Source organism: Acidobacteriota bacterium (genome assembly GCA_026393755.1).
In the GTDB taxonomy this organism is placed as follows: domain Bacteria; phylum Acidobacteriota; class Vicinamibacteria; order Vicinamibacterales; family JAKQTR01; genus JBAXOX01.
The window spans coordinates 39,305-64,420 of sequence record JAPKZO010000017.1; the positions used below are offsets into that span (position 1 = coordinate 39,305).

The 25,116-nt window shown below is 64.9% G+C and carries 16 protein-coding genes; 7 read left to right on the top strand and 9 right to left on the bottom strand.

Annotated elements, in window-relative coordinates; all coding sequences use genetic code 11:
• Positions 1–3: 3 nt before the first annotated feature.
• The 5 genes from NTV05_05860 to NTV05_05880 all read right to left on the bottom strand — a co-directional run bounded on the left by NTV05_05860 (position 4) and on the right by NTV05_05880 (position 7,933).
• Positions 4–1,296 carry a 4-hydroxybutyrate CoA-transferase gene (locus NTV05_05860; GenBank protein ID MCX6543923.1) on the bottom strand — a complete coding sequence of 431 codons (1,293 nt, stop codon included), beginning with the start codon at positions 1,294–1,296 and terminating at the stop codon, positions 4–6.
• 5 nt (positions 1,297–1,301) lie between these two features.
• Positions 1,302–2,411 (bottom strand): alanine dehydrogenase, encoded by a 1,110-nt coding sequence (locus NTV05_05865; GenBank protein ID MCX6543924.1) that lies wholly within the window; start codon positions 2,409–2,411, stop codon positions 1,302–1,304.
• Between the two features lie 157 nt (positions 2,412–2,568).
• The gene (locus NTV05_05870; GenBank protein MCX6543925.1) at positions 2,569–4,596 is read right to left on the bottom strand and encodes an aconitase family protein; all 2,028 of its coding nucleotides are present in this window, start codon (positions 4,594–4,596) and stop codon (positions 2,569–2,571) included.
• 13 nt (positions 4,597–4,609) lie between these two features.
• Positions 4,610–6,295, bottom strand: a complete 1,686-nt coding sequence (gene ggt / locus NTV05_05875) for a gamma-glutamyltransferase (protein MCX6543926.1) — start codon at positions 6,293–6,295, stop codon at positions 4,610–4,612.
• Positions 6,296–6,316: 21 nt separating this feature from the next.
• Positions 6,317–7,933: a D-aminoacylase gene (locus NTV05_05880; protein ID MCX6543927.1), complete on the bottom strand. Its 1,617-nt coding sequence runs from the start codon at positions 7,931–7,933 to the stop codon at positions 6,317–6,319.
• A 147-nt stretch (positions 7,934–8,080) separates the two neighbouring features.
• On the opposite strand from NTV05_05880, the gene NTV05_05885 reads away from it, so the two are divergent.
• The 3 genes from NTV05_05885 (at position 8,081) to NTV05_05895 (ending at position 14,047) form a co-directional block, all read left to right on the top strand.
• Positions 8,081–8,374: a YciI family protein gene (locus NTV05_05885; GenBank protein ID MCX6543928.1), complete on the top strand. Its 294-nt coding sequence runs from the start codon at positions 8,081–8,083 to the stop codon at positions 8,372–8,374.
• A gap of 148 nt (positions 8,375–8,522) precedes the next feature.
• Complete coding sequence (locus NTV05_05890) at positions 8,523–9,515, top strand: diguanylate cyclase (protein MCX6543929.1); 993 nt, start codon at positions 8,523–8,525, stop codon at positions 9,513–9,515.
• A gap of 134 nt (positions 9,516–9,649) precedes the next feature.
• Complete coding sequence (locus NTV05_05895) at positions 9,650–14,047, top strand: response regulator (protein ID MCX6543930.1); 4,398 nt, start codon at positions 9,650–9,652, stop codon at positions 14,045–14,047.
• On the opposite strand, the gene NTV05_05900 is transcribed toward NTV05_05895, so the two are convergent.
• Together NTV05_05900 and NTV05_05905 are read right to left on the bottom strand one after the other, a co-directional pair.
• On the bottom strand, positions 14,044–15,756 hold the full coding sequence (locus NTV05_05900) for a nucleoside kinase (GenBank protein MCX6543931.1): 1,713 nt from the start codon (positions 15,754–15,756) through the stop codon (positions 14,044–14,046). The genes NTV05_05895 and NTV05_05900 overlap by 4 nt on opposite strands.
• 7 nt (positions 15,757–15,763) lie before the next feature.
• On the bottom strand, positions 15,764–17,809 hold the full coding sequence (locus NTV05_05905) for an oligopeptide transporter, OPT family (GenBank protein ID MCX6543932.1): 2,046 nt from the start codon (positions 17,807–17,809) through the stop codon (positions 15,764–15,766).
• Between the two features lie 216 nt (positions 17,810–18,025).
• Between NTV05_05905 and NTV05_05910 the strand changes: the two genes are divergently transcribed.
• Genes NTV05_05910 through NTV05_05925 form a run of 4 tightly spaced genes read left to right on the top strand, consistent with a single transcriptional unit; the run spans position 18,026 to position 22,854 of the window.
• Entirely contained in the window at positions 18,026–19,009 is a 984-nt protein-coding gene (locus NTV05_05910) for a DUF362 domain-containing protein (GenBank protein MCX6543933.1), read from the top strand.
• Between the two features lie 4 nt (positions 19,010–19,013).
• The gene (locus tag NTV05_05915; protein MCX6543934.1) at positions 19,014–20,702 is read left to right on the top strand and encodes a 4Fe-4S binding protein; all 1,689 of its coding nucleotides are present in this window, start codon (positions 19,014–19,016) and stop codon (positions 20,700–20,702) included.
• Positions 20,703–20,728: 26 nt separating this feature from the next.
• Positions 20,729–21,925 (top strand): DUF362 domain-containing protein, encoded by a 1,197-nt coding sequence (locus NTV05_05920; GenBank protein ID MCX6543935.1) that lies wholly within the window; start codon positions 20,729–20,731, stop codon positions 21,923–21,925.
• On the top strand, positions 21,925–22,854 hold the full coding sequence (locus tag NTV05_05925) for a hypothetical protein (protein MCX6543936.1): 930 nt from the start codon (positions 21,925–21,927) through the stop codon (positions 22,852–22,854). The genes NTV05_05920 and NTV05_05925 overlap by 1 nt, the downstream gene beginning before the upstream one ends.
• Before the next feature lie 18 nt (positions 22,855–22,872).
• On the opposite strand, the gene NTV05_05930 is transcribed toward NTV05_05925, so the two are convergent.
• Both NTV05_05930 and NTV05_05935 read right to left on the bottom strand, forming a co-directional pair.
• Positions 22,873–23,427, bottom strand: a complete 555-nt coding sequence (locus tag NTV05_05930; protein MCX6543937.1) for a GNAT family protein — start codon at positions 23,425–23,427, stop codon at positions 22,873–22,875.
• Entirely contained in the window at positions 23,424–25,043 is a 1,620-nt protein-coding gene (locus NTV05_05935; protein ID MCX6543938.1) for a family 10 glycosylhydrolase, read from the bottom strand. The genes NTV05_05930 and NTV05_05935 overlap by 4 nt, the downstream gene beginning before the upstream one ends.
• Positions 25,044–25,116 lie beyond the last annotated feature (73 nt).

A 25,116-nucleotide genomic window follows, 5' to 3' on the forward strand; every position in this document is an offset into this window, starting at 1 on the left:
CGGCTACAAGTACTTCAGCTCAATGGCCTTCTGTTCGAGGTCCGCACGGAACTCAGGCGCCGCGACGTCAATCAGCGCCCTGGCTCGCTGCCGGATCGTCTTGCCGTACAGGTCGGCGACGCCGTACTCGGTCACGACGTAGTGCACGTGATTGCGAGTGGTCACCACGCCGGCGCCGTGCTTGAGCATCGCCACGATCTTGCTGAGGTTCTGCCCTTTCACCGTCGCGGTTGACGGCAACGCGATAATCGGCAGTCCGCCCTTGCTGCGCGACGCGCCGTAGATCATGTCCACCTGTCCGCCCACACCGCTGTAGATGCGCGGTCCGATGCTGTCGGCACACACCTGCCCGGTCAGATCCACCTCGATCGCCGAATTGATGGCGACCATCAGGTCGTTCTGCGCGACGATGAACGGGTCATTGACATACTCGGTCGGGTGCATCTCGATGATGGCGTTGTCGTTGACGAAGTTGTAGAGCCGCTTGCTCCCGATCATGAAGCCAGCGATGACCTTGCCGGGGTGGAGCGACTTCCGCTCACCGTCGATGACTCCCTTCTCAACCAGGTCGACGATGCCATCCGAGAACAGCTCGGTGTGTACGCCCAGGTGTTTCCGATCCGTCAATTGCTTCAGCACGGCATCGGGGATCGCGCCGATACCTGTCTGCAGGGTCGCCCCGTCCGGAATCAGCTCGGCGACCTTGCTGGCGATCCGGATCGACAGATCCGAGGTGGCGGCCATGTTGACTTCCGGCAACTCGTAGTCCACCTCGACGACGTGGTCCAGCTTCGACACGTGGATGAAGGAGTCGCCCAGTGTCCTCGGCATCTTCGGATTGACTTCGGCAATCACGTATCGCGCCGACTGCGCCGCCGTCTTGGTGACACTGATTTCGACGCCGAACGAGCAGAACCCGTGCTCGTCAGGCGGGCTCACGTGAATGAGCGCGACATCGATCGGCAGATTGCCGTTCTTGAACAGCAGTGGAATTTCGGAAAGGAAGCACGGCGTAAAGTCGCCGCGTCCTTCGTGGACGGCCGCTCGCTGGGTATCGCTGATGAAGAACGTATTAATGCGTATATGGCCGCTCAATTCCGGTGCGGCGTACGCCGCTTTGCCAAATGTCAGCACCTGTACCAGTTCGACGTCTTTCAGTTCCGGCGCTCGCCGGACCAGGGCCCCGATGACCTCCTGCGGCACCGAGCAGTTGCCGGTCATGAACACGCGCTGGCCGGACTTGATGTGGCTGACCGCGACGTCCGCCGTCACGACCCGTTTGCGATACGTATCCATGAAGCTCACAGCGTCACCTCCGGCAAGCCCAGGTGCGATGCCAGCCGCGCATCGACGACGTGACCCTGGTGCGTTGCGACGCCGCGCCTGAGGGCTGGCAGGCTGGCCAGCGCGGGTTCGAATCCTTGGTTGGCCACGGCCGAGATATACGGCCAGGCCGCATTGCCCAGCGCGTACGTCGCAGACCGGGCGACGACTGACGTCAGGTTCGGTACGCAGAAGTGCGTGACGTTCTCCGCGACAAACGTGGAATCCCGGATCGTGGTCGGCCGACTGGTCTCGACGCACCCGCCCTGGTCGATGGATACGTCGATGATGACCGACCGCGGTTTCATCGAGCGGACCATATCTCGCGTCACGATGATGGGAGTGCGGACACCGGGAACGTGGATGGCGCCCACGAGGACGTCAGCGAAGGCGACGACTTTCCTGATATTCGCGGGATGCGCCACCATCGACACGACGTGCCGGCCGATGCCGAGCCTGTTGTCGAGCGCCTGCAGCCTGCCAAGATCCTGGTCGAGAATGTAGACACTCGATCCAAGCCCGAGAAACGCTCGTGCCGCGGCGCTCCCGAACGTCCCCGCCCCCAGGATGGCGACCTCGGCGGGAGGAACGCCCGCCAGGCCCGAAATCAGGATGCCTTTGCCGCCGTGATCGTTCTGGAGCAGCGAGCCGGCCACCTGCGGCATCATCAGGCCGCTCATGTGGCTGAACGGGACCAGCACCGGCAGCGTCCCGTCATCGCACTGGATGGTCTCATAGGCGATCGCCGTCACCTTTTTGGCCACGAGCCCATCCGCGCAGTTACGGCGCCGCGCGGCCAGATGCAGAAATCCCATCAGGATGGAGCCTTCGTTCAGCCAGGGAATCTCGGGCTCGGTGGGTTTCGAGACCTTCACGACCAGGTCGGCCCGGCCGTAAGCCTCCTCACCCGAGTACACGATCTTCGCGCCCGCTTTCTCGTAGTCGACGTCCGGAAAACCTGCGCCGCGGCCGGCGTCCTTTTCGATCCAGCAGACATGCCCGGCCGCAGTCAGCATTTCGGCGGCGGCAGGCGCCAGCCCGACGCGGTGTTCGTCCGCACGCCGTTCGCGTGGCACACCAATGTTCATATGGATCCTCCTGTTATCGGTTCCCCATCCGTCCGAGGCTCAGCGCTCGAGTCCAGTGTGGTGGATCAAGGGGGGCAGAGCCGGGGGCGGGCGCCCGGGGCACTCGGGGGTGGTTGGAATGCCCGAGCCGTCCACTATTCTATATCAGCATCGACGCTCAACCGCCGAAGGTTTCCGCGTCCCACTGCAGACCAAGGACGCTTGGAGGCGCCATGTAGCCCGCCAGCGCCGAGGCGGCCACCACCGCCGGGCTCGCGAGATACCCTTCGCCGCCGAGCCCCATGCGATTCTGCCAGTTTCGATTGAACGACGTGATGGCGCGCTGGCCCCGCGTCAGCGCATCAGGCCCCTGCCCGAAGCAGGGACCGCACCACGACCGGCGGATCTGTCCGCCCGCGCCCTCGAAGACGTCGGCAATTGACTCGCCGCCAAGCCGGGGATCGGGCCGCCTGATCTGCTCCGCGACGCCAATCGAACCGGGGAACACAACCAGTGTCGTCACCGCACGCAGCAGCCCGAGCCTGCGCGCCGCGCGGATCACTCGGGCCGCGCTGAGCAAGTCGTCATACGAGCCGTTCGTGCAGGATCCGATCATCGCCTTGTCAAACGTGATGCGCTCGCTGGCCACTTCCTCCGCCGGATACGCGTTCCCCGGGCTGAAGGGCTTGGCAATCATCGGCGTGACCGCGCCCAGCTCAAAGAGTTCGTCGATTGCGTACACCGCTTCGTCACCTGGCCGCACGGTTGGGTACGGCAGCGTCAACATGCCCTTGGCCCGGTACCACGCGTCGGTGGTCTCGTCGGCAGCGAAGATGCCGTTGAGCGCCTCGGCCTCCGCCATCATGTTCGCAATCGTGTTGCGATACGGAATTGGCAACTGGCGCGCGGCGTCCACGAACTCGACCGACATGCCCTGCGCCTGCTTCGCGCCCCACCGCCGAAGCAGTTCGAGCACGATGTCCTTGCCGCTCACCCAGGGCTGGAGCGCACCCGTGAATCGCACGCGCCGGTGGCGGGCGAGCGTGAAGTACACGTACCCCGTCGCCCAGCCGAAGCCGAGCGTCGTCGATCCGACGCCGAATCCGATGGCGCCGTACGCACCGTACGCCCGGCTGTGGGAATCGGCGCCCGGAATGAACTGTCCCGGCATCACGAGCCCCTGCTCGGGAAAGTAGAAATGGAAGATGCCGTCGCCCGCATTCGCATAGTAGGGGCGATCGAGCCCGTGCAGGCGGGCAAACGCCTGACCGATGGCGGTCTGGTGTGAGTCGGCCTCCACTCCGGTGAAGACGAAGTGGTCGTTGGCCACGGCCGCCTGTCGGGGAGCGATGAGGCCGCCGCCGGTGATCTGATTGAAGGTGTGGATGGCAAACGGCGCCGTGCCGTCCGATGCCGGCAGCAGGTCCGCATAGACCCTCAACGTTGCACCCGGGCGCACCTCGGCCTGCTTGTCGACGCGATGCGCCCAGACGATCTGTTCGGTCGTCGTCAGTCGCCGAGCCGTGTCGGCGTCCGGCCACACGATGGATGGCCGGACCTCGATTGAACGGCGAAGCTCGCGCCGCCCGACCGAGAAGATGCCGCCGGTCTGGCGGATCTCGTCTTCCTTGGGGGTCAGCGCGATCGGTGTGTACGAGGTATGCCGCGTCTCGTTGCGAAGGTCCCGGGTGGCAGGATCGAAGCTCAACTCGTCGCCGTCCCGGGCCTCCTGAACGGCCTCGGGACACTGCACCACGTGCAGACCGAGATTCAGCGCGTTGCGCCGGAAAATGTCGCCCATGTTGTGGCTGCAGACCACCACCATCTCCAGGCCCGCTTCGTCGGCGATACCCTTCAGCCCGGCTGGACTCATCTCACGCGAGGATCCGATGGCAAAGCGCTCGCCGGCAACCAGAAAGGTCTCGCCGCGATGCACACGGGCGCGGAAGTCCGGCATCAGGTACCGGAACGAACCGGCCTTCCACTTTTCGTCGAGCGTCTCGAGGCTTTCGGACACGCAATCGGCGGCCGGGGTGATCTGGTCGGTATCGATGGCATCCAGCTTCCTCCCGGGCACGTTCGGATCCCAGAAGATGAGGGCCTTGCCGTGCAGACGCCCTGCCGACCGAGCGCTCCTGACATTCTCAGCTGGCGCCTGCTCAACGGTCACCCCGGGCTTCAAGACCGCGGGTTGTATCGTGTGCATCTTGCGTCCCGGTTCAGTATCCAAGCGCTCCGCCGTCCGGTGCGCGGCGATCGCAACCGCCCTCGAGCTTCTTGTCACGCGCATTGAGCACGATGACCTGAGCCACACCCTGCGCGCCGCCGGGCTGGAGCTGGTGTCCCAGGGCCTTCAGAATCGCGAGGGTGTCGGGCGAAAATCCGTTGCGCTCGTACGTGATGCGATCCGGCAGCCACTGATGGTGGAACCGCGCAGCGTCAACCGCTTCCTGCGCATTCATCCCGAAATCGATCACGTTCAGAACCGTTTCAAGGACGGTATTGATGATCGTGCGCCCGCCCGGGCTGCCTGTGACCATGAACAACTGTCCGTCCTTGGTCACGATGGTCGGCGTCATGCTCGACAACATGCGCTTGCCTGGCGCCGCCATGTTCGGTTCGGTGCCGATCAGCCCCGCTGCCGTCGTCAGACCTGGGCCCGCGTTGAAATCGCCCATCTCGTTGTTCAGCAGGAAACCCGCGCCGGGCACGACGATCATCGAACCGTAGCCGCCCTCGAGCGTGTAGGTCAGCGACACGGCGTTGCGCGCGTCGTCCACCACCGACAGCTGCGTGGTCTGGTCGGGCTCGATCGGCCATTCGAAACTGGTCGGCGCCGATACGGACGCGCGGTTGGGCTTGATGCCTTTTCGCAGGTCTGCGGCGTACGGCTTGGAGATCAGCCGTGCGATCGGCATCTGCGGATTGAACGCCGGGTCTCCCAGGTACCTGGCGCGGTCCGCGTACGCGCGGCGCATGGCCTCGGTCATCACGTGCACCGACTGTGCCGAACCGAAGCCGCTTGCCGCGAGGTCGTACCCTTCGAGCACGTTCAGCATTTCGATCAGGGCGGTTCCACCCGAACTGATGGGCGGCATGGACAGCACGTCGTAGCCCCGGTACGAGCCCGTGATGGGTGTGCGTTGCTCGGGTTTGTACGCCTTCAAGTCGGCCCGCGTGATGAGGCCGCCGTTGGCCTTCATCTCCTTCTCGATGAGCATCGCGGTCTCACCCTCGTAGAAGCCGGCCGGGCCCTGTTCGGCAATTCGCGCGAGCGTGCGCCCCAGATCGGGTTGCTTGAACGTCTCGCCGGCCTCGTACGGCACGCCGGCCCTCGAGAACTGCGCGATCGACGCCGGGTACTTCTTCATCTCCGACAACACGCCTCTAAGCGAGCGGGACAGCCCCCCGGAGAGCACGAAGCCGTCGCGCGCCAGCGCCACGGCGGGTTCGACCAGCCGCTTCCACGGCAGCTTGCCGTGCTGTTTCCACGCCGCGTGCAGGCCCGCCACCGTGCCTGGCACGCCGACCGACAGATATCCCTGGTGATGGATCGTCGAATCGTACTTGCCGTCCTTGAGGAACATCGTCGGCGACGATCCCGCCGGCGCCATCTCGCGGAAGTCGTACGCGACCGGGTTGCCGGTGGCTGGCCGGTAGACGATGAACCCGCCGCCGCCAATGTTGCCGGCGGTCGGATGCACGACCGCCAGCGCGAACGCGGTGGCGATGGCGGCGTCGATCGCCGTGCCGCCCTCCCTCAGCACATCGACGCCGGCCTTCGAGGCGATGGCGTTCTGGGAAACCACCATGCCGTGCGGGGCGCGGGTTGGCACTGAGGCGGTCGTGGCGGGCCCGACGGCCGCCACGACCAGCAGCAGAACAATCAGCAGACGAGATTTCATCGGCGTCCCTCTCCTTCGATCCTACTTCCGGGCTTTCTGGGCCACGTAAGCCGGGCCGTACAGCACGCGGCCTGGCCTGGCGGCGGTCATGTGCCCGTCCTCGAACACAACTGCTCCATTGACGATCACCCGGCTGACACCAACAGCATACTGGTGCGGCCGCTCGTACGTCGCCGTGTCGGCAATTCGATCGGCATCCCAGATCGCGATGTCGGCCTTCATTCCAGGCCGCAGCAGACCGCGATCGTGCAGGCCAGCGCGCCAGGCGGGGAATGATGTCATCCGCCGCACGGCATCGGCCAGCGTGATGACATGGCGCTCGCGCACATACCGCCCCAGCACGCGCACAAACGTGCCGTAACTGCGCGGATGCGGCGACGCCTGGCCGAAGACCGGCACTTCCCCATCCGATCCGATCATCGTCTCTGGTGCCTGGAGAATCCGCTCGAGATCGCCTTCGTCAATGGCGTGGAAGATTCCCTGTGCCCCGCCCTGCTCCACGATCCACAGGACCGAGTCGGCCGCGTTCTCCAGCGTCGGCTCGGCGCCCCGCGCACGCGTGATCTCCGCAAGGTTCCTGCCGGCCAGTTTCGGATCCCACGAACACGACGACACGGCGATGTTCTTCGCGTCTCCCCCGCCGCGCTCGAGCCGCATCGATTCGACGATGACCGGCTTCATCTTCGCTCGCAGCACAGGGTCCTTGATCCGCGCCACGACCTGGGCATTCGTGCCTTCGAGCGCCCAGGGCGGCAGCAGCACGCTGATGCTGGTTGCCGACGCGGTGTACGGGTACTGGTCGATCGTCACATCGACGCCACGGGCGCGCGCGTCGGCCACGAGCCGCAGCGTCTCGGTGCTCTTGCCCCAATTCGGGGTGCCGATGATCTTGTGGTGCGTCACCTGCGTCGGCATATGGCCCTTTTCGCCGACGGCAATCGTCTCCCGGACGCTGTCGACCACGCCGGCCGCCTCGTTGCGCATGTGCGACTGATACATGCCGCCCATCGCTCCCGCGACCGCCGCCAGCGCCTCGATTTCCTCCGGGGGCGTGAAGACGCCGGGCACATAGACCAGGCCCGAGCTCAGGCCGAATGCGCCGTCCTTCATCCCGGCCCGCACGAGACCTTTCATCTTCTCCATCTCGTCGGGAGTGGCGGGACGGTTGACGCGCCCCATGACCGCCTCTCGCACCGAGCCCTGTCCGATGAACATGGCCCAGTTGGGTGTGATCTTCGTGGCGGCAATCCGATCGAGGAACGGCTTCAGCGGAACGGGAGATCCTCCGTCCGGTCCTTCAAACAGCGTGGTGACACCCTGCCGGACGTAGTTGTCGGCCGTCGGAACTTCGAAGATCCCCCGCCGCGAGTGAGTATGGATGTCAATGAAGCCGGGCGACACGACCAGGCCGCGGGCGTCGATTTCGCGCCTGCCCTTGCCGGCGAGAGCCGGGCCAATCGCGACGATGCTGTCGCCGGTGACGGCGACATCGGCGGCCACCCACGGGTTCCCTGCCCCATCAAGGACGCGGCCGCCCCGGATCACGAGGTCGTACGATGGCGATGGCGGCTGGGCGGCCCACGAGCCGAGCCCGACCGTCACCAGCAGAGCCAACGCAACCACGAGCGCACGTTTCATGATGACCTCGCGTCTGAAGATGGCGTGGTTCGCGATTATAGCAGCCGACCCGGACACGAAGGCAGCGTCAACAGAAGAATCTGGCCGAAACCCGTCTTGCGTGTATCGTAGGCGGTACAAGACGCTGGTTCGCACTTCGGAGGTGCCATGTACGCGCTCGCCATCGTTCGGTATCGCCGGCCCATTGAGGAAGTCCTCGCTCACTACGACGCCCATCGTGCCTATCTGCAGCAGCTGAAGAAGGAGGGGGTGCTCGTGGCATCAGGTCCGCTGGAGCCGCGTTTCGGCGGAGCACTTCTGTTGCGCGTGCCCGATGCCACGGCGCAAGAAGCGATGGACCGCATCAGAGACCACGACCCGTACTGGTTGGCCGGTGTGGCGCAATACGAACTGCTCGGCTGGAACGTCAAGACCGGTCGCGAGGATCTCGATCGGGCTTGATGGCCCTGGATTCGCCCCCAACGGCCATGAACGAGCCTCGATCACGACGTGTCAGAACCGGGCGCCCCTATCCCAGCCGGACGCAGAATTGTTGCTCACAGCTTCGGCGAACGAGCCATTTCTCTGATACCCTCACCGCAGGACCACCATGCGAATCTTGATCGCCGACGACGAACTAATTTCCCGTCGCATGCTCGCCGCCGCACTCGGCCAGATGGGCCACGAGGTGGTGGCCACCTCGGACGGGCAGGCGGCGTGGGACGTGCTTCAGCGAGAAGAGTTCAGCCTGGTCGTTGCCGACTGGATGATGGCGGGCACGGATGGCCTGGAACTCGTGCGGCGCATCAGGGCGTGCGAATTCGACCACTACGTCTACTTCATCCTGTTGACGTCGCGCGCGGAGAAACAGGATGTGGTCATGGGGCTGGAGGCTGGCGCGGACGATTACATCATCAAGCCCTTCGATCGGGCCGAGCTGACGGTCCGCGTCAACTGCGGGCGGCGGATCATCGACCTCGAACGTGAACTGGCCGAGAAGAGCCGGCAGATGGCCCAGATGGCCAGGATGGACGGCCTGACAAACATCGGCAATCGACGGTTCTTCGACGAGACGCTGGATCAATTCCACGATCACGCCCGCCGCTACGGCCACGCCTACAGCATGGCGATGATCGACATCGACTTCTTCAAGTCCTACAACGACCAGTTCGGTCACGCCGCCGGCGACACGGTCCTGCGGACGGTGGCCCAGTTGCTCAAGGCCAGCGGCCGTCCCTCCGATCTCCTGTTCCGCTATGGTGGCGAGGAGTTCGTCTGCCTGTTTCCCGAGACGGATGCCGACGGGGCCCGCGCGGCCGCCACTCGTCTGCATCGAGCCGTGGCCGACGCGCGTATTCCCCATCCCGGCAACCAGCCCGCTCGCGTCGTCACTATCAGTGTGGGGCTCTCCACGAGTTCGGTGAACTCTCCTGCGAGCGCGACTGAGGTACTTCGGGCGGCCGATGAGGCGCTGTTTGAAGCGAAACGCGGAGGGCGAAACCGCGTGGTGGCGGCGCCGATGACCGCCGCCGGCGGCCCGGGAACTGACGATCCGCCCGAATCGGGCACGTTGCCCGAGGTCGGCGGCCATGGTCGTGATTGACGCTTTCCTGTTGCGGTCTCGGGGTGTCGCCGAACGGGGCAGACCGGTCGCGCGTCAACGACGCCCCGCCGGCATCGCTGGATATTCCGGCCCGAAGCCAATCGGTGTTCGTCGTGGAGTCGTGGAGTAGAACCATGATGGCAAAGTGTCGAAGACCGGCGCTGGCGCACCTGCCTGGTGCCGCGTTGTTGAGCATCGCGCTCACATGCCAGCCGGCGCTCGCCGCCGGGCCGGTCAAGGCGATTACGCAATACAACCAGCGAAACTGGCAGGCTGAAGCCGGCCTGCCTCAGCATTCCGTACTGGCCATTGCGCAAACATCCGATGGCTATCTCTGGCTTGGCACGCAGGAGGGGCTCGTCCGCTTCGACGGTGGCCGCTTCGTCGTCTTCGACAAGTCCAATACTCCGGCCGTCAGGCAGAATGCCATCTACGCGCTGGCGGCAACCCGCGATGGTTCGCTCTGGGCCGGCACGGGCGGAGGCCTGCTGCGATACAAGAACGGTGCATTCACAAAATATGGGAAGGCCGACGGGCTCGTCGAGGAGAACATCCAGTCGCTCCTCGAGGCCCGAGACGGCACGCTGTGGATTGGCACCATCGGCTCGGGCGTCATGGCCTACAAAGACGGCCGGTTCTCGGCCCCGGCCGGCCAGCGGTCGTTGAGCCAAGGGCGCGTGCAGGCGATCTCCGAAGGTCGAGACGGCACGCTCTGGATCGCCACCAACGGTGGCGCGTCGGTGGGCCTGTACCGTCTTCGGGGTGGTACGGCGCTCAGGTACACCACTGCGGACGGCCTGTCGAGCGACCGAGTCAACGCGGTCTTCGAGGATTCGGCAGGAACCCTCTGGGCCGGAACCGCCGAAGGGCTCGATCGGCTGCAGGATGGCCGGTTCGTCCACTTCCGAGGTCAGAACGGATCAGTGGACACTGCCGTTCGTGCTCTGCTCGAGAGCCAGGCAGGCGAGTTGTGGATCGGGACTGAAACCGACGGCCTCCACCGGATTGTCGGTGATCAGGTCAGCCAATACAGACGCGAGAACGGACTGCCAGGCGATTCGGTTTGGAGCCTGTTCGCGGACCGCGACAACGGCCTCTGGGTCGGAATGAACGACGCTGGATTGGTCTGCCTCTCGAGTGGTGTGGTCTCCGGATACACGATGAGTGAGGGATTGGCCCACGATCAGGTGCGGACGATCTATGAAAGTCGCGACAGCAGCATCTGGATAGGCACAAACGGCGGTCTGTCCCGGCTGAAGAGCGGAGTGTTCACCAACTACACCACGCGGAACGGCCTCATTCAGTCCATGATCCGCGCGGTTGTTGAAGATTTGCAGGGCAACATCTGGGTGGGAACCGACGGGGGGCTGAGCCGGATTCGGGACGGCCGGTTCACCAACTATGCGAGAACGGCGCGTGGAGAGATCGGCAGGGTGCGGACTCTGTACGTCGACCGTACCGGCGCCCTGTGGATTGGCACCGACGGGCAGGGGTTGATTCAGTTTTCGAACGGGCAGTTTTCGCACCCAAGCGAGGATACCGGCGTCGCCAGCGGCGTGGTCGCAGCCGTGGCGGAAGACCACGAAGGATCCGTGTGGGTCGGCGGAAGCCGGGGGCTTATCGCATTCAGACCAGGGACCCTCCAGAACATCAAGTCCACTCCCACGATCCCGATCGATGCCATCCGGAGTTTCCGGGAGGATTCCGACGGGGTGCTCTGGATTGGCACCTTCGGGAACGGCCTCAGTCGACGGAAGGACGGCCGCCTCTCGACCATCACGACTCGTGACGGCCTCTTCGACGACGTCGCGTACGTCATCGTGGAGGACGATCGGGGAAATCTCTGGATGACGTGCAACAAGGGGATCTTCCGAGTTGCCAAGCGGGAACTGAACGACTTCGCCGATGGAAAAGTGAACCACGTCACGTCGACGGTGTACGGCGTGGCGGACGGCATGAAGGCGGCGGAATGCAATTCGGGCTCGCCGGCGGGGCTGAGAACGCGTGACGGTCGATTGTGGTTTGCGACGATCAAGGGTGTGGCGATCGTCAATCCGGCCGATGCCGTCGCGCTTCACCGGGCACCGCCGATCGAGCTCGAAGAGGTTGTCGTCAACGGACAGACCTATGACCCGAGACAGCCGCTGGACGTCACTCGCGGCAAGGGTCATCTGGAATTTCATTACGCCGGCCTGAGCCTGACGATGCCCGACAAGCAGATCTTCAGGTACAAGCTGGTGGGCTACGACACGAACTGGGTGCAGGCCGGCGCGCGCCGCGAGGCCTTCTACACCAACATCCCGGCCGGGAGTTACCAGTTTCTGGTGACCGCCAGCACGGGCGGAGATGCGTGGAACGCGAAACCCGAGTCAATCGAGATCCGCCTCCGGCCGCACTTTTACGAATCAGCCTGGTTCTTCGCCCTCACGGGGTTGAGCCTCCTCGGGCTCGTCGCAGGGATAGTCCGGCTGAGGCTGGGTCAGATCAAGGCTCGAGAGCGCGACCTCAGGCACCTGGTGGACGAGCGCACGGCAGCCCTTCAGCAGGAGGTCAGGGAGCGGGAACAGACACAGAGAGAGCTGGAACGGGCCAGGGACGTAGCCGACGCGGCCAACCGCGCGAAGAGCGAATTTCTGGCCAACATGAGCCACGAAATCCGGACGCCGATGAACGGCATCATCGGCATGACCGATCTGGTGCTCGACACCCCGTTGAGTCCCGAACAGCGGGACTACGTGGAAACCGTCAAGTTCTCGGCCGACTCGCTGCTCGCGATCATCAACGACGTGCTCGACTTCTCGAAGATCGAAGCGGGCCGGCTGGATCTGGAGTCGACGGCGTTCAGCCTTCGCGATCTGGTGGCCGATGCCGCCAAGCCTCTGGCCGTCCGGGCCAACCAGCGCGAGATCGAGCTGATGTGTCATGTGTCCCCGGAGACGCCCGACGACTTCATTGGTGATCCGCTTCGACTGCACCAGGTTCTCACGAACCTGGTCGGCAATGCTCTGAAGTTCACCGAGCACGGAGAAGTGTTGATCGACGTGAGTGTCGAATCTGAGACCGACACGCACATCGTGCTCCACTTCAAGGTGCACGACACCGGCATCGGAATTCCGCCGGAGAAGCAGACTCTGATCTTCGAGGCCTTCTCGCAGGTGGATGGCTCGACAACCCGCAAGTACGGCGGCACCGGATTGGGGTTGACGATCTCGTCGCGGCTGGTCAGGCTGATGGGCGGCCGAATCTGGGTGGAGAGCTCGGTGGGCCAGGGAAGCACGTTCCATTTCAGCGTGCCGGTCGCGGCCGCGGACGAGGTTCTGCCGGCGGTGTCCGAGGCCGACCCCGCATCGCTGCTGGATCTGCCGGCGCTTGTGGTCGATGACAACGCCACAAACCGGCGGATCGTGCACGAGATGCTGGTGCAATGGGGCCTGAAGCCCCTGACCGTCGAGAGCGGCCCTGCGGCGCTTGCCGCGCTGGTTCGCGCGGCTCAGGCCGGTCAGCCGTTTCCGCTTGTGCTGCTCGACGGGCACATGCCGGGACTGGACGGCTACGCCGTGGCGGAACGCATTCGACAGAATCCGAAGCTGGTCTCCACGACCATTGTGATGCTGACCTCCGCCGCCGGGTCCGGAGAGGGCGACCTCTGCCGGCGTCTGGGTGTCGGCGCGCTGCTGACCAAGCCGGTTCGGCAGTCGGAATTGCGCGGTGCCATCCTGAAAGCGCTCGGTCAAATCGTTGGGACCGCTCCGCCGACGCCGTTGACCTCGGCTCCTGCGCCCCACACCCGCAGCCTCGATATCCTCGTGGCCGAGGACCATCCGGTCAACCAGCGTCTCGCGGTCAAACTCCTGGAGAAGCTGGGGCACAGAGTCACGGTGGCCAACAACGGGTTGGAGGTGCTGTCCTTGGTGGACGGGCGCGACTTTGACGTCGTGCTCATGGACGTGCAGATGCCAGAACTCAACGGGTTCGAGGCCACAGATGCCATCCGCGTCCGCGAACGCGGAACGGGTCGGCACCTTCCGATCATTGCCGTGACCGCCCACGCCCTCAAGGGCGATCGGGAGAGGTGCCTGGCGGCGGGGATGGACGACTATATCTCCAAGCCCATCGCGCCCGGCGAGTTGCGGACAACGCTCGAAGGCCTGGCGACCGGGGCGCAGCCGTCCGCTGACACGGCGGCCAAACCCGTGTCGTCAAATTCGGTCATGGACCGGGACGCGGCCCTGGCCAGAGCCGGCGGCGATCTGCCTCTCCTCAAGGAACTGGCCGGGCTCTTCCTTGAAACGAGTCCACCGCTGATGGCGGAGATTCGACGGGCCGTCGACGCCCAGGACGCAAACGCCCTGCGGAACGCGGCGCACACGCTCAAGGGCTCGATCGCCAATTTCAGCGCTCGCCGCGCGGCCGATGCCGCGGCAGACCTGGAGGCGGTCGGCGCCCAGAAGACGTGGGAGCGCGCGGACGGACTCTGGAGCGTGTTGGAGCGAGAACTGGCCTTGTTCTGTCAGGCCCTTGGGAAAATCTAAGAGGGTGTGCGCCAGATCTGAAACTGGCTCAGGACGGAACCGCCAACGAATTCCCTCAGAATCGAGTTCTCGGGCACGACATCGGTGTGTGCAGGGCGGAACCATTGCAGGAATGACAGCAGCCGGTTTGCTTCGAGGAACTCGGGCGTGAACGGCCGCACCTGCAGCAGGAGCGGCTCGGCAAGGGGGCGGAGCACGGCCATCTCATACGTCAGTGACGAATTGAAGACGGCGTCGGCATTCTCCTGAAAGCAGAAGATATGCTGCTTCTCGCCCTGCACGACCGCAGGCCACCGGTGCAGCGTGTCGGCGGCGCGGTAGCCGCGCGTCGCGGCATCGCGCACGGTTCTCCGAATCAGCCGGCAATCGGACGTGCTGACGCGGTTGTGACGGTCCAGGTTCAACTGCGTCAACGCGGAGACATAGATGCGGAAGACAGATTCCGGCGGAATGGCGGTCGCCAGTTCCGGATTCAATCCGTGGATGCCCTCGACGATGATCAGGTGATCGGTGTCGAGCGTGACGGTCGACCCGGTTTCGCGGGTGCCCGTCATGAAGTTGTAGCGAGGCAGCGTCGTCGGCCGGCCATCGATCAGCGATCGGAGATTCGCGTTGAACAGATCCAGATCGAGCGCCCGGATGGTCTCGTAGTCGTACTCCCCGTTCGCGTCCCGCGGCGTCTGTGCGCGCTCCACAAAGTAATCGTCCAGCCCGAGCGGCATCGGCCGCAGACCGTTGGCCAGCAACTGGACGGCGAGCCGTTTGGAGAACGTCGTCTTGCCTGACGAACTGGGTCCCGCGATGAGCACGACGCGAATCCGGCGGCTCGAGGACGCGATCTCGTCAGCGATGCGGGCCAGACCAGCCTCGTGCAGCGCTTCCGACACCAGCGAGATCTCGGGCAAGCGGCCCGCAACAATCGAGTCGTTCAGTGCGCCGACATTACTGATGCCCAGGCGGTCATGCCAGTGACCGGCCTGCTCGAAGACGGCGAACAGCTTCGGGTACGGGGTGGTTGGTCTCACCACGGTGGGAGCCTGCTGGTGCGGGAACTGCAGCATGAACCCCGGTGGCATGGCCTGCAGGGCGAAATACCGCAGGCAGCCTGTCGACGGCACGATGTATCCCTGGAAGTAATCGCGCCGGCCCTTGAGCGAATACAGCTCGATGGTCGGCCGTTCGTGGTGGGCCAGCAGCCGGGCGGTATCGGTCTCGCCTCGCGCGTTGAACAACTCAACGGCATCGGCAACGGGAACGGTTTCCCGCGTAATCGGCGCGTCCTCTGCCACGATCTCCCGCATTCGGCGCTCGATGGCCGCCAGATCGTCCTGCGTGAACGTCGTCCGTGCTCGTGCCTCGCAGAAGTACCCGGCGGTGGTAGTGGCCGAGTGTTCGATGTGGACGTCGGCATCCGGGAAGACGTCGGCGTTCGCGGCGACCATCAAGAACACCAGCGACCGGCGGTAAATGCGCGCCCCGTCGGCGCTGCCGGAGGAGAGCGGCGCGACGTCCGAGTCGTGTGACAGCAGCCAGGTGAGCTCGCGAAGCCGTCCATTGACAATGGCGGCCACGATAGGCACGTCGGGTTCCCCGTAGGCGGCGCGCAGAACGTCCCCGACAGGCGCACCGGGAGGGGCTTCGAAGATGCGTCCATCCGGGAATGTCGCCTGCACTCGAGTTCGCGGGACGCCTGGAGCGATGTTGTTCATGTCGATGTCAGCTGACTTTCCTGGTCGAGTCCCACCAGAGATACACACAGATGGCCGCAAACATCCCCGCCGAGACCAGTTGCGACGCCGGGGCGAAGTCGAAAAACGGCGTCTTGATGAAGTTCTCCGCGTAGCACACGTGGAGGCTTCCGAACGACGGATACCAGCCGTCACAGGGAATCAGCCGCAGCGCCGCGCCGATTACGCCACCGAGGGCGCCGCCGGCCATGAACCCCGACGCAATGATCACGCCGCGCTCGCGCATCAACTGACCGCGTTGGCCTCCGGCGGCCACCGATCGTTTGTCAAGGTAGTGCGCCAGCACGCCGCCCACCAGGGCCGGCAGGTTCAATTCAAGCGGCAGATACATCCCGAGCGCGAAGGTCAGGGCCGGCACGCTCAGCATCTCCATCGTCACCGCGATCATGGCGCCCGAGGCAAACAGCAGGTACGCGACCGGCTGGTGGCTCATGAATCCTTCGACCAGCGCTTTCATGATCGACGCCTGCGGCGCAGCCAGCACCTGCTTGGTGCTGCCGGCGACGGCTTCACCGAACTGGTAGCCCTGGGCGAGCATGACGATGGCCAGTCCGGCGGCCAACGCGGAGGCGACGACGCCGAGCAGTTTGACGCGCTGTTGGGCGGCGGGCGTCGATCCGAGCCAGTATCCCGTCTTCAGGTCGGTAATCATCTGTCCCGACACCGAGAGCGCCGTGCACACCATGCCGGCAATCGCCATCACAAAGAACATCCCGGTCTGACCCGACACGCCGAATTCCAGCAGGACCACCGACGAGAAGATGATCGTCAGCATCGTCATGCCCGATACCGGGTTTCGGGCCACCGTGGCAATCGCGTTGGCGGCCACCGACGCGAAGAAGAACGAGAAGACCAGCGTCATGGCCAGGCCGACCAGGAGCACCGTCAACGACGGCGCGAGCTGGCCGAAGAAGACGGCGATGCCGAGCGCCGACACCACGACGCCCAGCAACATGCCCATCAGCGGCAGGTCGCGATCGGTACGCTCCTCGGTGGCGGCTTTGCCGGCGCGAAACGCCTTGAACGCGATGCCGAACGACCCGGCCACGATGCGCAGCGACTTGATGATGCCGAACAGGCCGGCTGTCGCGATGGCCCCGACGCCGACGAAACGGACGTAGCCGCGGAAGATCTGCGTCGCGGTCATGTCGGCGATGGGGATCGCCCCGGGCAACACGATCCCGTTCGGAAAGTTCTGGCCGATCATCCAGATGAGCGGCACCAGAACGAAGTTGGCGAGCACGCCGCCCGCGACGAGCAGCATCGACGACCGCAGTCCCATCACGTAGCCGAGGCCGAGGATAAAGGCGACCGCGTCGAAACTCGTCGCGATCTTGGCCTTGTCGGCGAGTGACTTGACGACGGGGACGAAATGGAAATCGACGTACTCCTTCCACGGCTGGAACGTCGTCACGAAGAAATCGTAGATGCCGGCGATGACCGTCGCCTGCACGAGCAATTTGGCCTGCGAGCCTCCCTTTTCTCCGGTGATCAGCACCTCGGTGATCGCCGTGGCCTCAGGATAGGGAAACTGACCGTGCATCTCGCGCACGAAATAGCGCCGCAGCGGGATCAGGAACAGCAGTCCCAGGCATCCGCCCGCCAGGCAGATGAAGATGGTCTGCACCGGATGCGGGTTGAGGTTCAGGATGTAGAGCGCGGGCAGCGTGAAAATGGCTCCCGCGACTACCGCGCCTGACGTGCCCCCGATGCCCGTGATGATGACATTCTCGAGCAGCGTCGAACGGCGGCGGTAGAAACGGGCCAGGCCAATCGCCAGAATCGAGATCGGGATCGCCGCTTCCATCACCTGGCCCACCTTGAGCCCGGAGTAGGCCGACGCCAGAGTGAAGATCACGCAGAAGCCCAGGCCCCAAAGCACCGACCGCCACGTCGTTTCGGCCATCGCGGAGTTGGCCGGCACAACGGGCTGATAGGTCTCGCCCGGGTTGAGTGGCTTGTAGGCGTTGGCGGGAAGCGCGCTCGTTTCTGGCGCGACAACGGGCGTGGACATGTATCCTCCAGCTGAATGGGGTCAGACCCCATTGTCGAGGTCGCGCCGGAGAAATGGGGTCAGACCCCATCGGCGGGCGCGCACGAAGTCTACCGCAAGAGGCAGCGGCCTGCTCTGCCTATCCTTGTCCCGGTCACGCTATGATAGGGCGGTGGTCGGCCTCCAGGCACCCCTTTTCGCTGCCCGCCTGCGTTGCCAATCGTGAGGAGCGTGTCGATGAACCCGCCTGCCCCCGACGACGCCCGCCGTCAGTTCCTGTTGCGCGTGCTCCGACTGGGCGCCGCCAGCGCCGGCACGATTGGACTGGGCGCGTACCTGGGCGGCCGGAGCCGGCGGCCGGAGGAAGGGGCCGCCAGCGGACTCGGCCGCGATCACGCCGTCGCGGCCAACGCGGCCCTGCCGCAGATGGTGGTCGCGCAGGGGCCGTCGCCGCGCCTGCTCGTCCAGAAGGCGATTGAAGACATCGGGGGCATGTCGCGCTTTGTGTCGGCGGCCGACACCGTGTTGATCAAACCCAACATCGCGTGGGACCGCTCGGCCGAGGAGGCCGCCACTACCAATCCAGAGGTCGTCGCCGAACTGGTGCGGCTGTGCCTGGGCGCGGGTGCACGTTCTGTCATCGTCACCGACGTCTCCTGCAATGATGCGGAGAGCTGCTTTGCGCGCAGCGGCATCGCCGACGCCGCGCGGCGGGCGGGTGCCGACGTGGTGCTGCCCGACAGCCGGCACATGCGGGAGGTGGATCTGAAAGGCGGCACGCTTGGAGTGTGGCCGGTGCTCGAGCCATTTCTCGAGGCCACCAGGGTGATCAACGTGCCGATTGCCAAACACCACAGTCTGACCGGCGTTACGCTCGGTATGAAGAACTGGTACGGCATCATCGGCGGCAATCGCAGCCGCCTCCACCAGCGCATTCACGAGAGCATCGTCGATCTGGCCGCCTTCGCGCGCCCCACGCTCACCGTCCTCGACGCCAACCGGGTGCTGATGCGGAACGGCCCGACCGGCGGCGGCGTCGACAACGTCGAGCAGCGCAATACCGTGATTGTGAGCACCGACCAGGTCGCCGTCGACGCGTATGCCGCCAAGGCGTGGTGGAATCTCGACATCTCGCGGCTTCGGTTCCTGCGACTGGCCGAAGAGCGTGGCCTCGGGACCACCGACTTCGCGTCGCTCCGGACGCACGTGCTGCAGGCATAGAACGATGACCGGACCCACATGGCGCCGGCTGCGCCTCACGTCACAAGTCACGTTCCTCCTGATCTTCGTCTTCCTGCTGCTGCGGACCGAGTTCCCGGGATCGGTGCGGTCGGCGGGCGCGGATGTGCGCGTGCCCTACCCGGTGGCCGTGTTTCTCGAGACCGATCCGCTTGTCGCACTCGCGACAGCCCTCTCCACCGGCACGCTCTATCGGCATCTGCTCTGGGCCGTGCCGTTCGTCCTGCTGGCGCTCGTCGTCGGGCGGGCCTTCTGCGGCTGGATGTGCCCGCTCGGCACGCTGCACCACGCCGTCTCCAGCATGAAGTCGGAGAAGAAGCGCGGACTGAAGCTGCTCGAGTCGAATCGGTACAAGCGGTGGCACAGCGCCAAGTACTACGTATTGACGATCGTGCTCGTGATGGCGCTCTTCGGCTCGGTGACGGGCCTGCTGCTCGACCCGCTGTCGTTTCTCGTCCGGTCCGTGACCACCGCCGTACTGCCGGTCCTGAACTACGGCCTTCGAGCCTCGCTGGATTGGGCGCAACAGTTACCCCTCGGTCCTGCCGCGATCGGCGTGACCGGCGTCTCGATGATGCTCAACGCGACCGTGCTCAGCTTCCGCCAGCCGCACTTCCATCAGGCGTTCGCCATCGGGCTGTTGTTCACGCTGGTCCTCGCGCTCAACCTGCGCATTACGCGGTTCTGGTGCCGGGCAATCTGCCCGCTGGGCGCCATGCTGGGCGTGGTCTCGCGCTGGTCGTTTGTCCAGTTGCAGAAGCACGACGCGAAGTGCAACGACTGCAAGCGGTGTGAGCTGCACTGTCAGGGAGGCGATGATCCGATTCCGGGCGCCATGTGGCGGAAGGCCGAATGCCACCTGTGCATGAACTGCCTCGGGGACTGCCCGGAAGGCGGGCTGTCGTTTGCGTGGTCTGGCCGGCCCGGCAGGCAGACACGCGAGACACCGCAACTCCAGCGGCGCGCCGTTGTCACGAGCCTCGTCGCGGGCGCCGTCGGACTTCCGCTGCTGCGCACGGGACCGGGCGTCAAAGCCGCGGGCGATCCGCTGTTGATCCGGCCTCCGGCATCGGTCCCCGAGGAGCACTTTCTCGAACGTTGCATTCGGTGCGGAGACTGCATGAAGGTCTGCCCGAACAACGCGCTGCATCCTGCGTTGTTCGAAGCCGGCGTCGAAGGCCTGTGGTCGCCGGTGCTCGTGCCGCGAATTGGCTACTGCGAGCCGAACTGCACGTTGTGCACGCAGGTGTGCCCGACCGGCGCAATCTGGGAAATGACCGTCGCCGAGAAGATCGGCAGTCCGGCCAAGCTCGCGCCCGACGGGACGGTGCGGCAACCTGGACGGGAACCGAACCGCATCGGCACCGCGTTCTACGATCATGGCCGGTGTCTGCCATGGGCGATGGGTATCGAGTGCATCGTGTGCGAAGAATGGTGCCCGACGTCGCCGAAGGCCATCTACTTGGTGCCGGCCCAGGTAACGGATGCGACGGGCCAGCCCAGGACCGTGCGTCAGCCGTTTGTGGAACCCAAGCGCTGCACCGGCTGCGGCGCGTGTGAGTTTGCCTGCCCGATCAAGGGCCGGCCGGCGGTGTACGTCACCAGCGCCGGCGAGAGCCGTTCCAAAGCCAACCAGTTCCTGTTGCCAGAGAACCAGCCCCTGCAGAGGACGTAATGAGGAAATCCCGCTCATATCGCTCAATGGACACCTCGACGACGGTCACACGGCGCGAATTCGTCAAGACCGTCGGCGTGTGCTCCGCCACGGCTGGCACGATCGTGCTCGGCGTGCCGAGCGCCAGCGACGCCCAAGCACCCGCGCCCGCGCCTCCGACGACCAACATCGACGACTTCATGAGGGTTCCGCGGGGCAAGCACGCACTGCCTGGCCCGTTTCCGGGCAAGGTGGTCGAAGTCAGGAACACGCGGGCCCTGGTCGACGACAAGCCGGACGGGAAGGTGGTTGGCGAGATGTTCGAACGAGGCGTCCGAACCCTGACCGGCAAGGACATGAAGCAGAGCTTCGACCTCCTGTTCGAACCGGGTGATGTCGTCGGAATCAAGGTGAACCCGGTCGGGCCGCCGCTCATCCACACGAAGGTCGAGTTGACCCAGGCGGTGGTGCGCTGGCTCATGGACAACAAGGTGCCCGCCGACCACATCGTCATCTGGGATCGCTTCGACTACATGTTGAAAGATGCGGGCTACACGCCGGACAAGTTCCCCGCCGGCGTGACGATCGAGGGTCTGCAGACGATGGATGAAGAAGGCAACAAGTGGCGGGACGCATCTGGCAACCACGTCAGCATCAATAACTTCGATCGTAACGTGTTCTATTTCGCGAAGGGCGTCGTCGGCAAAGGCGTCAAGGGCTACAAGGACGATGAGTTCTACCTGAACCAGCACGTGTTCAACGGGGAATACTCGTATTTTGGCAAGCTGCTGACGACGAGGCTGACCAAGATCGTGAATCTGGCGGCGTTCAAGAACACCGGGCACGGAATCTCGATGGCAACCAAGAACCTGGGCTATGGATCGGCCTGCAACACCGGCCGGCTGCACGCTCCGCTCTTCTTCAACGTCTGCACGGAGGTGCTGGCGGCGCCTGTGGTCCGCGACAAGCTTGTGTTGAACGTGACCGATGCCCTCCGGGCGCAGTACGAGGGCGGCCCCGACAAGAACGCGCAGTTCGTCTACAACAACCACACGTTGTATTTCGCGACCGATCCGTTTGCGCTCGACATGGTCTGTCACAAGCAGATCATCGCGAAGAGAAAAGAGATGGGGATTGCCGTCAACGAGAATCCGCGATTCACCGAGTACCTCCGTTACGCCGAGAAGCTGGGCCTGGGGATGGTGGCGGATGGCAAGATCAACCACGTTCGGGTCGTCGCGTAATGCGCCGCGGTTGGTTCTTTGCCTGCGTGGTTGGGACGATCCTGACTCTCGCGCTGTCTACGATGGCGGTTCAGGCGCTCGCAGCTGATGCGGCGATGGCGGCCCAGGCGGTGCCGCTTGACGCCGGCCTGCTGCCTGCCGATCGGTTCTTCGAGGGTTGGAGCAGGTCGGGTGGATCCCGAGTCTTCACGAAGGCCGATCTCTACGGGCGCATCGACGGCGGCGCCGAAGTGTTTCTCGAGATTGGGTTCGACCAGTTGCTCGTCCAGGCCTATCGTGCCGCTCCTGGCGGACCCGAGATCGTCGCCGAGGTCTATCGCATGAGCGACGCGACCGCCGCCCGCGGCATCTACCTGTCGAAGTGCGGCGCCGAGAAGCGCGAGCCGACGTTCCGCGAGCGTCACACGATCAATCGTTACCAGTTGATGTTCCAGCGCGATCGCTACTTCGTGATTGTCGGGAACACTTCGGGCAACGCCGCGACGCAACCGGCGCTGCTGAAGTTCGGCGGCGCGCTGGCGGCGAAGATGCCTGCAGACGGCGCCGTCGCGGTGTTGAACCTGCTCGACAAGCGGAACCTGGTGGCGGGTTCGGAGCGCATCATGCGGGGGGCGTTCGGACTGCAGGCGATCTATACGCTCGGCGACGGCGACGTGCTCCAGTTAGGCGGCACGCTGGCGGCGGCAGCAGGCGACTACAGGATTGCCGGACTCGGTTCGGTCACGAAGATCGTCGCCAGCTACCCTACGCCGGCGGCCGCAGCCGCGGCACTCCGCAGTATCAAGGCGCGGCTCGATTCGTATCTGAAGCCCACGCGCTCGACGAACTCGGGACTCGTGTTCCGGGATTTCGAGAAGAAGTACGGATCGGTCCGGCTCGACGGAACCCGGATCGAGATCGTCCTCCACATGACTGTCGAGCCGAAGTAGTGACGCGCGGTCGGCGGGCTAACCGCCGATTTCCGGCCGAAGCCTCCGGGCATAAGAGAGCACGTCTTGAGGGACGCCCCGGGCGAGATTCGGGAACTCCATGTGCGCTGTCCGGCCGGCGTCGCGCTGGAAGCCGCACTTCTCGAGCACGTGCCAGGATGCTCGATGTTGTGGATGACAGAGAGCGTAGATCCGCACGACACTGATGCCGCTGGCCACCTCCACCATCGCTCTCAGCGCCTCGGTCGCGTAGCCCTTCCCCCACGCGTCCTTCGCCAGGACATATCCGGTCATCGCCGCACCGCCGGCTTCCAATGCGAGGCCCGTACTTCCAATCAGCCGGCCATCATCCAGCGCCCGAATGAGGTACGGCCCAGCCCCGTCGCGCTCCCACTGGTCCGCACTGAACGCGATGAACGCCTCCGTGTCAGTGACGGAGCGATGAGTGGGCCACCCGAGGTAGCGTGTCACCTCGACATCGCCGGCGTACCGATTGAATACGTCGCCGGCGTCGCTCGCGGTCGGCGGCGAGAACGCGAGTCGACTGGTTTCGACTCGCACTGGCGCCTTCATGATTTCTGATCCGTCACTCCTGGCGGCGGGGCCTTAACCATGAGCACCGTCCGGGAGCTTTCGTTCCCGGTGCGATCCACGGCGCTCACCGCGACAGCCGTGATCGGCGTCGCCCCCGCCTCGAGCGTCACGCTCGTTCGGACACCGGGCACGATCTGGTGGGTCCACACGCCATCGCGCTGCTGATACACGACCCACAGGAACGCAGCTTCCTCCCCCCGCGGCGTCCACGAGACGTCGAGGCCGCTCGCGCCCGTCTTCGCGCGCACCTCGGGCGAGGCGGGCGGTGTGGCGTCGAGCCACGGACTCGCCGGAACCAGCGCCTGCCTGGCGTAGGGTCCGGTGAAGTACTGGCCCGTGCCTTCGAGCACGCCCTTCAGCAGCCCTCCGGGCAGCGCGGTGTCCGTGCCCTGCAGCGCTTTCATGCTGAAGAACACGTTGCCCGGCGCATCAGGCACCATGCCGCGCGTAATCATGATCTGGTTGATGATCTCCCGCGCGCCCTCTTGGCTGCGTCCCTGGCCAATCGTCAGGCCCGGCCACAGATGCCTGGCGCGCGTGTTCTGCTCTTTCCACCAGCCGAGCAGCACCGGATAGCTCTGGGACACACGACCGATCTGCCAGTAGAGTTGCGGCGTGAAGTAGTCCACCCACCCTTCCGCGAGCCACAGGCGCGCGTCGGCGTAGAGCTTGTCGAACTGGTCGTACCCCTGGATCGAGACTGGGATCCCCGGTCGCCAGATCCCGAACGGGCTGATGCCGAACTTGCAATGCGGTTTCGTCGCCTTGATCTCGAAGTAGAGCCTCTGGATGAAGCGATTGACGGCCTCGCGCCGCCAGTCGTTCCGCGCAAGGGTCCCGCCCGTAGCCCGGTACGCCGCGAAGCTCTTATCGTCGGGAAAGTCCTTGCCGTCGTTGTAATCCCAGTAGGGATAGAAGTAGTCGTCGAAGTGCACGCCGTCGATGTCGTAGCGGCGGACGACGTCCATGACCACCGCGATGGAATGATCCTGCACGCTCTTGAGCGCCGGGTCCATCCAGTAGTAGCCCTTGTCGCCGAGCTTTACCACCATCTCGGGGTGGGCTCTGACCAGCGAGTTCGGCGCCAGGCCCTCGACGCCTCCCGGATGGGACGGGTGATTGGCGCGATAGGGGTTGTACCACGTGTTGAATTCGATGCCCCGCTTGTGCGACTCGGCGACCCAGAACTCGAGCGGATCGTAGTACGGGTTCGGGGCCTGGCCCTGTTTGCCGGTCAGGTAGGCCGACCACGGTTCGAGAGTGGACTTGTAGAGGGCGTCCGCCTGCGGGCGCACCTGGAACACGACCGCGTTCATGTTGAGTTCGACGAGCCGGTCGAGGATGGCGACGGCTTCGGCCTTCTGCGCCTCAGTCGAGAGCCCAGGTTTCGACGGCCAGTCGATATTGGCGACCGTGGCGACCCAGGCCGCACGGAACTCGCGATCCGGGGAGGGAATCGCAGCCGCCACGGGTGGCGGTGCCTGCGGCTCCACCTTTACTGGCACTTGCTGCGCGACGGGCGCGGCACCTCCGGCCATCATGCCCACGACCACACCAGTCGCAATCCAGCATGGGAAGCGTGTTGTTATCGCCATTCTGCGTGCCTCTTCAGCCGTACAGGCCGCGCCTGACCCTGCCCAAGGCAGGTGTCAGGCGCGCCGTCTCTCG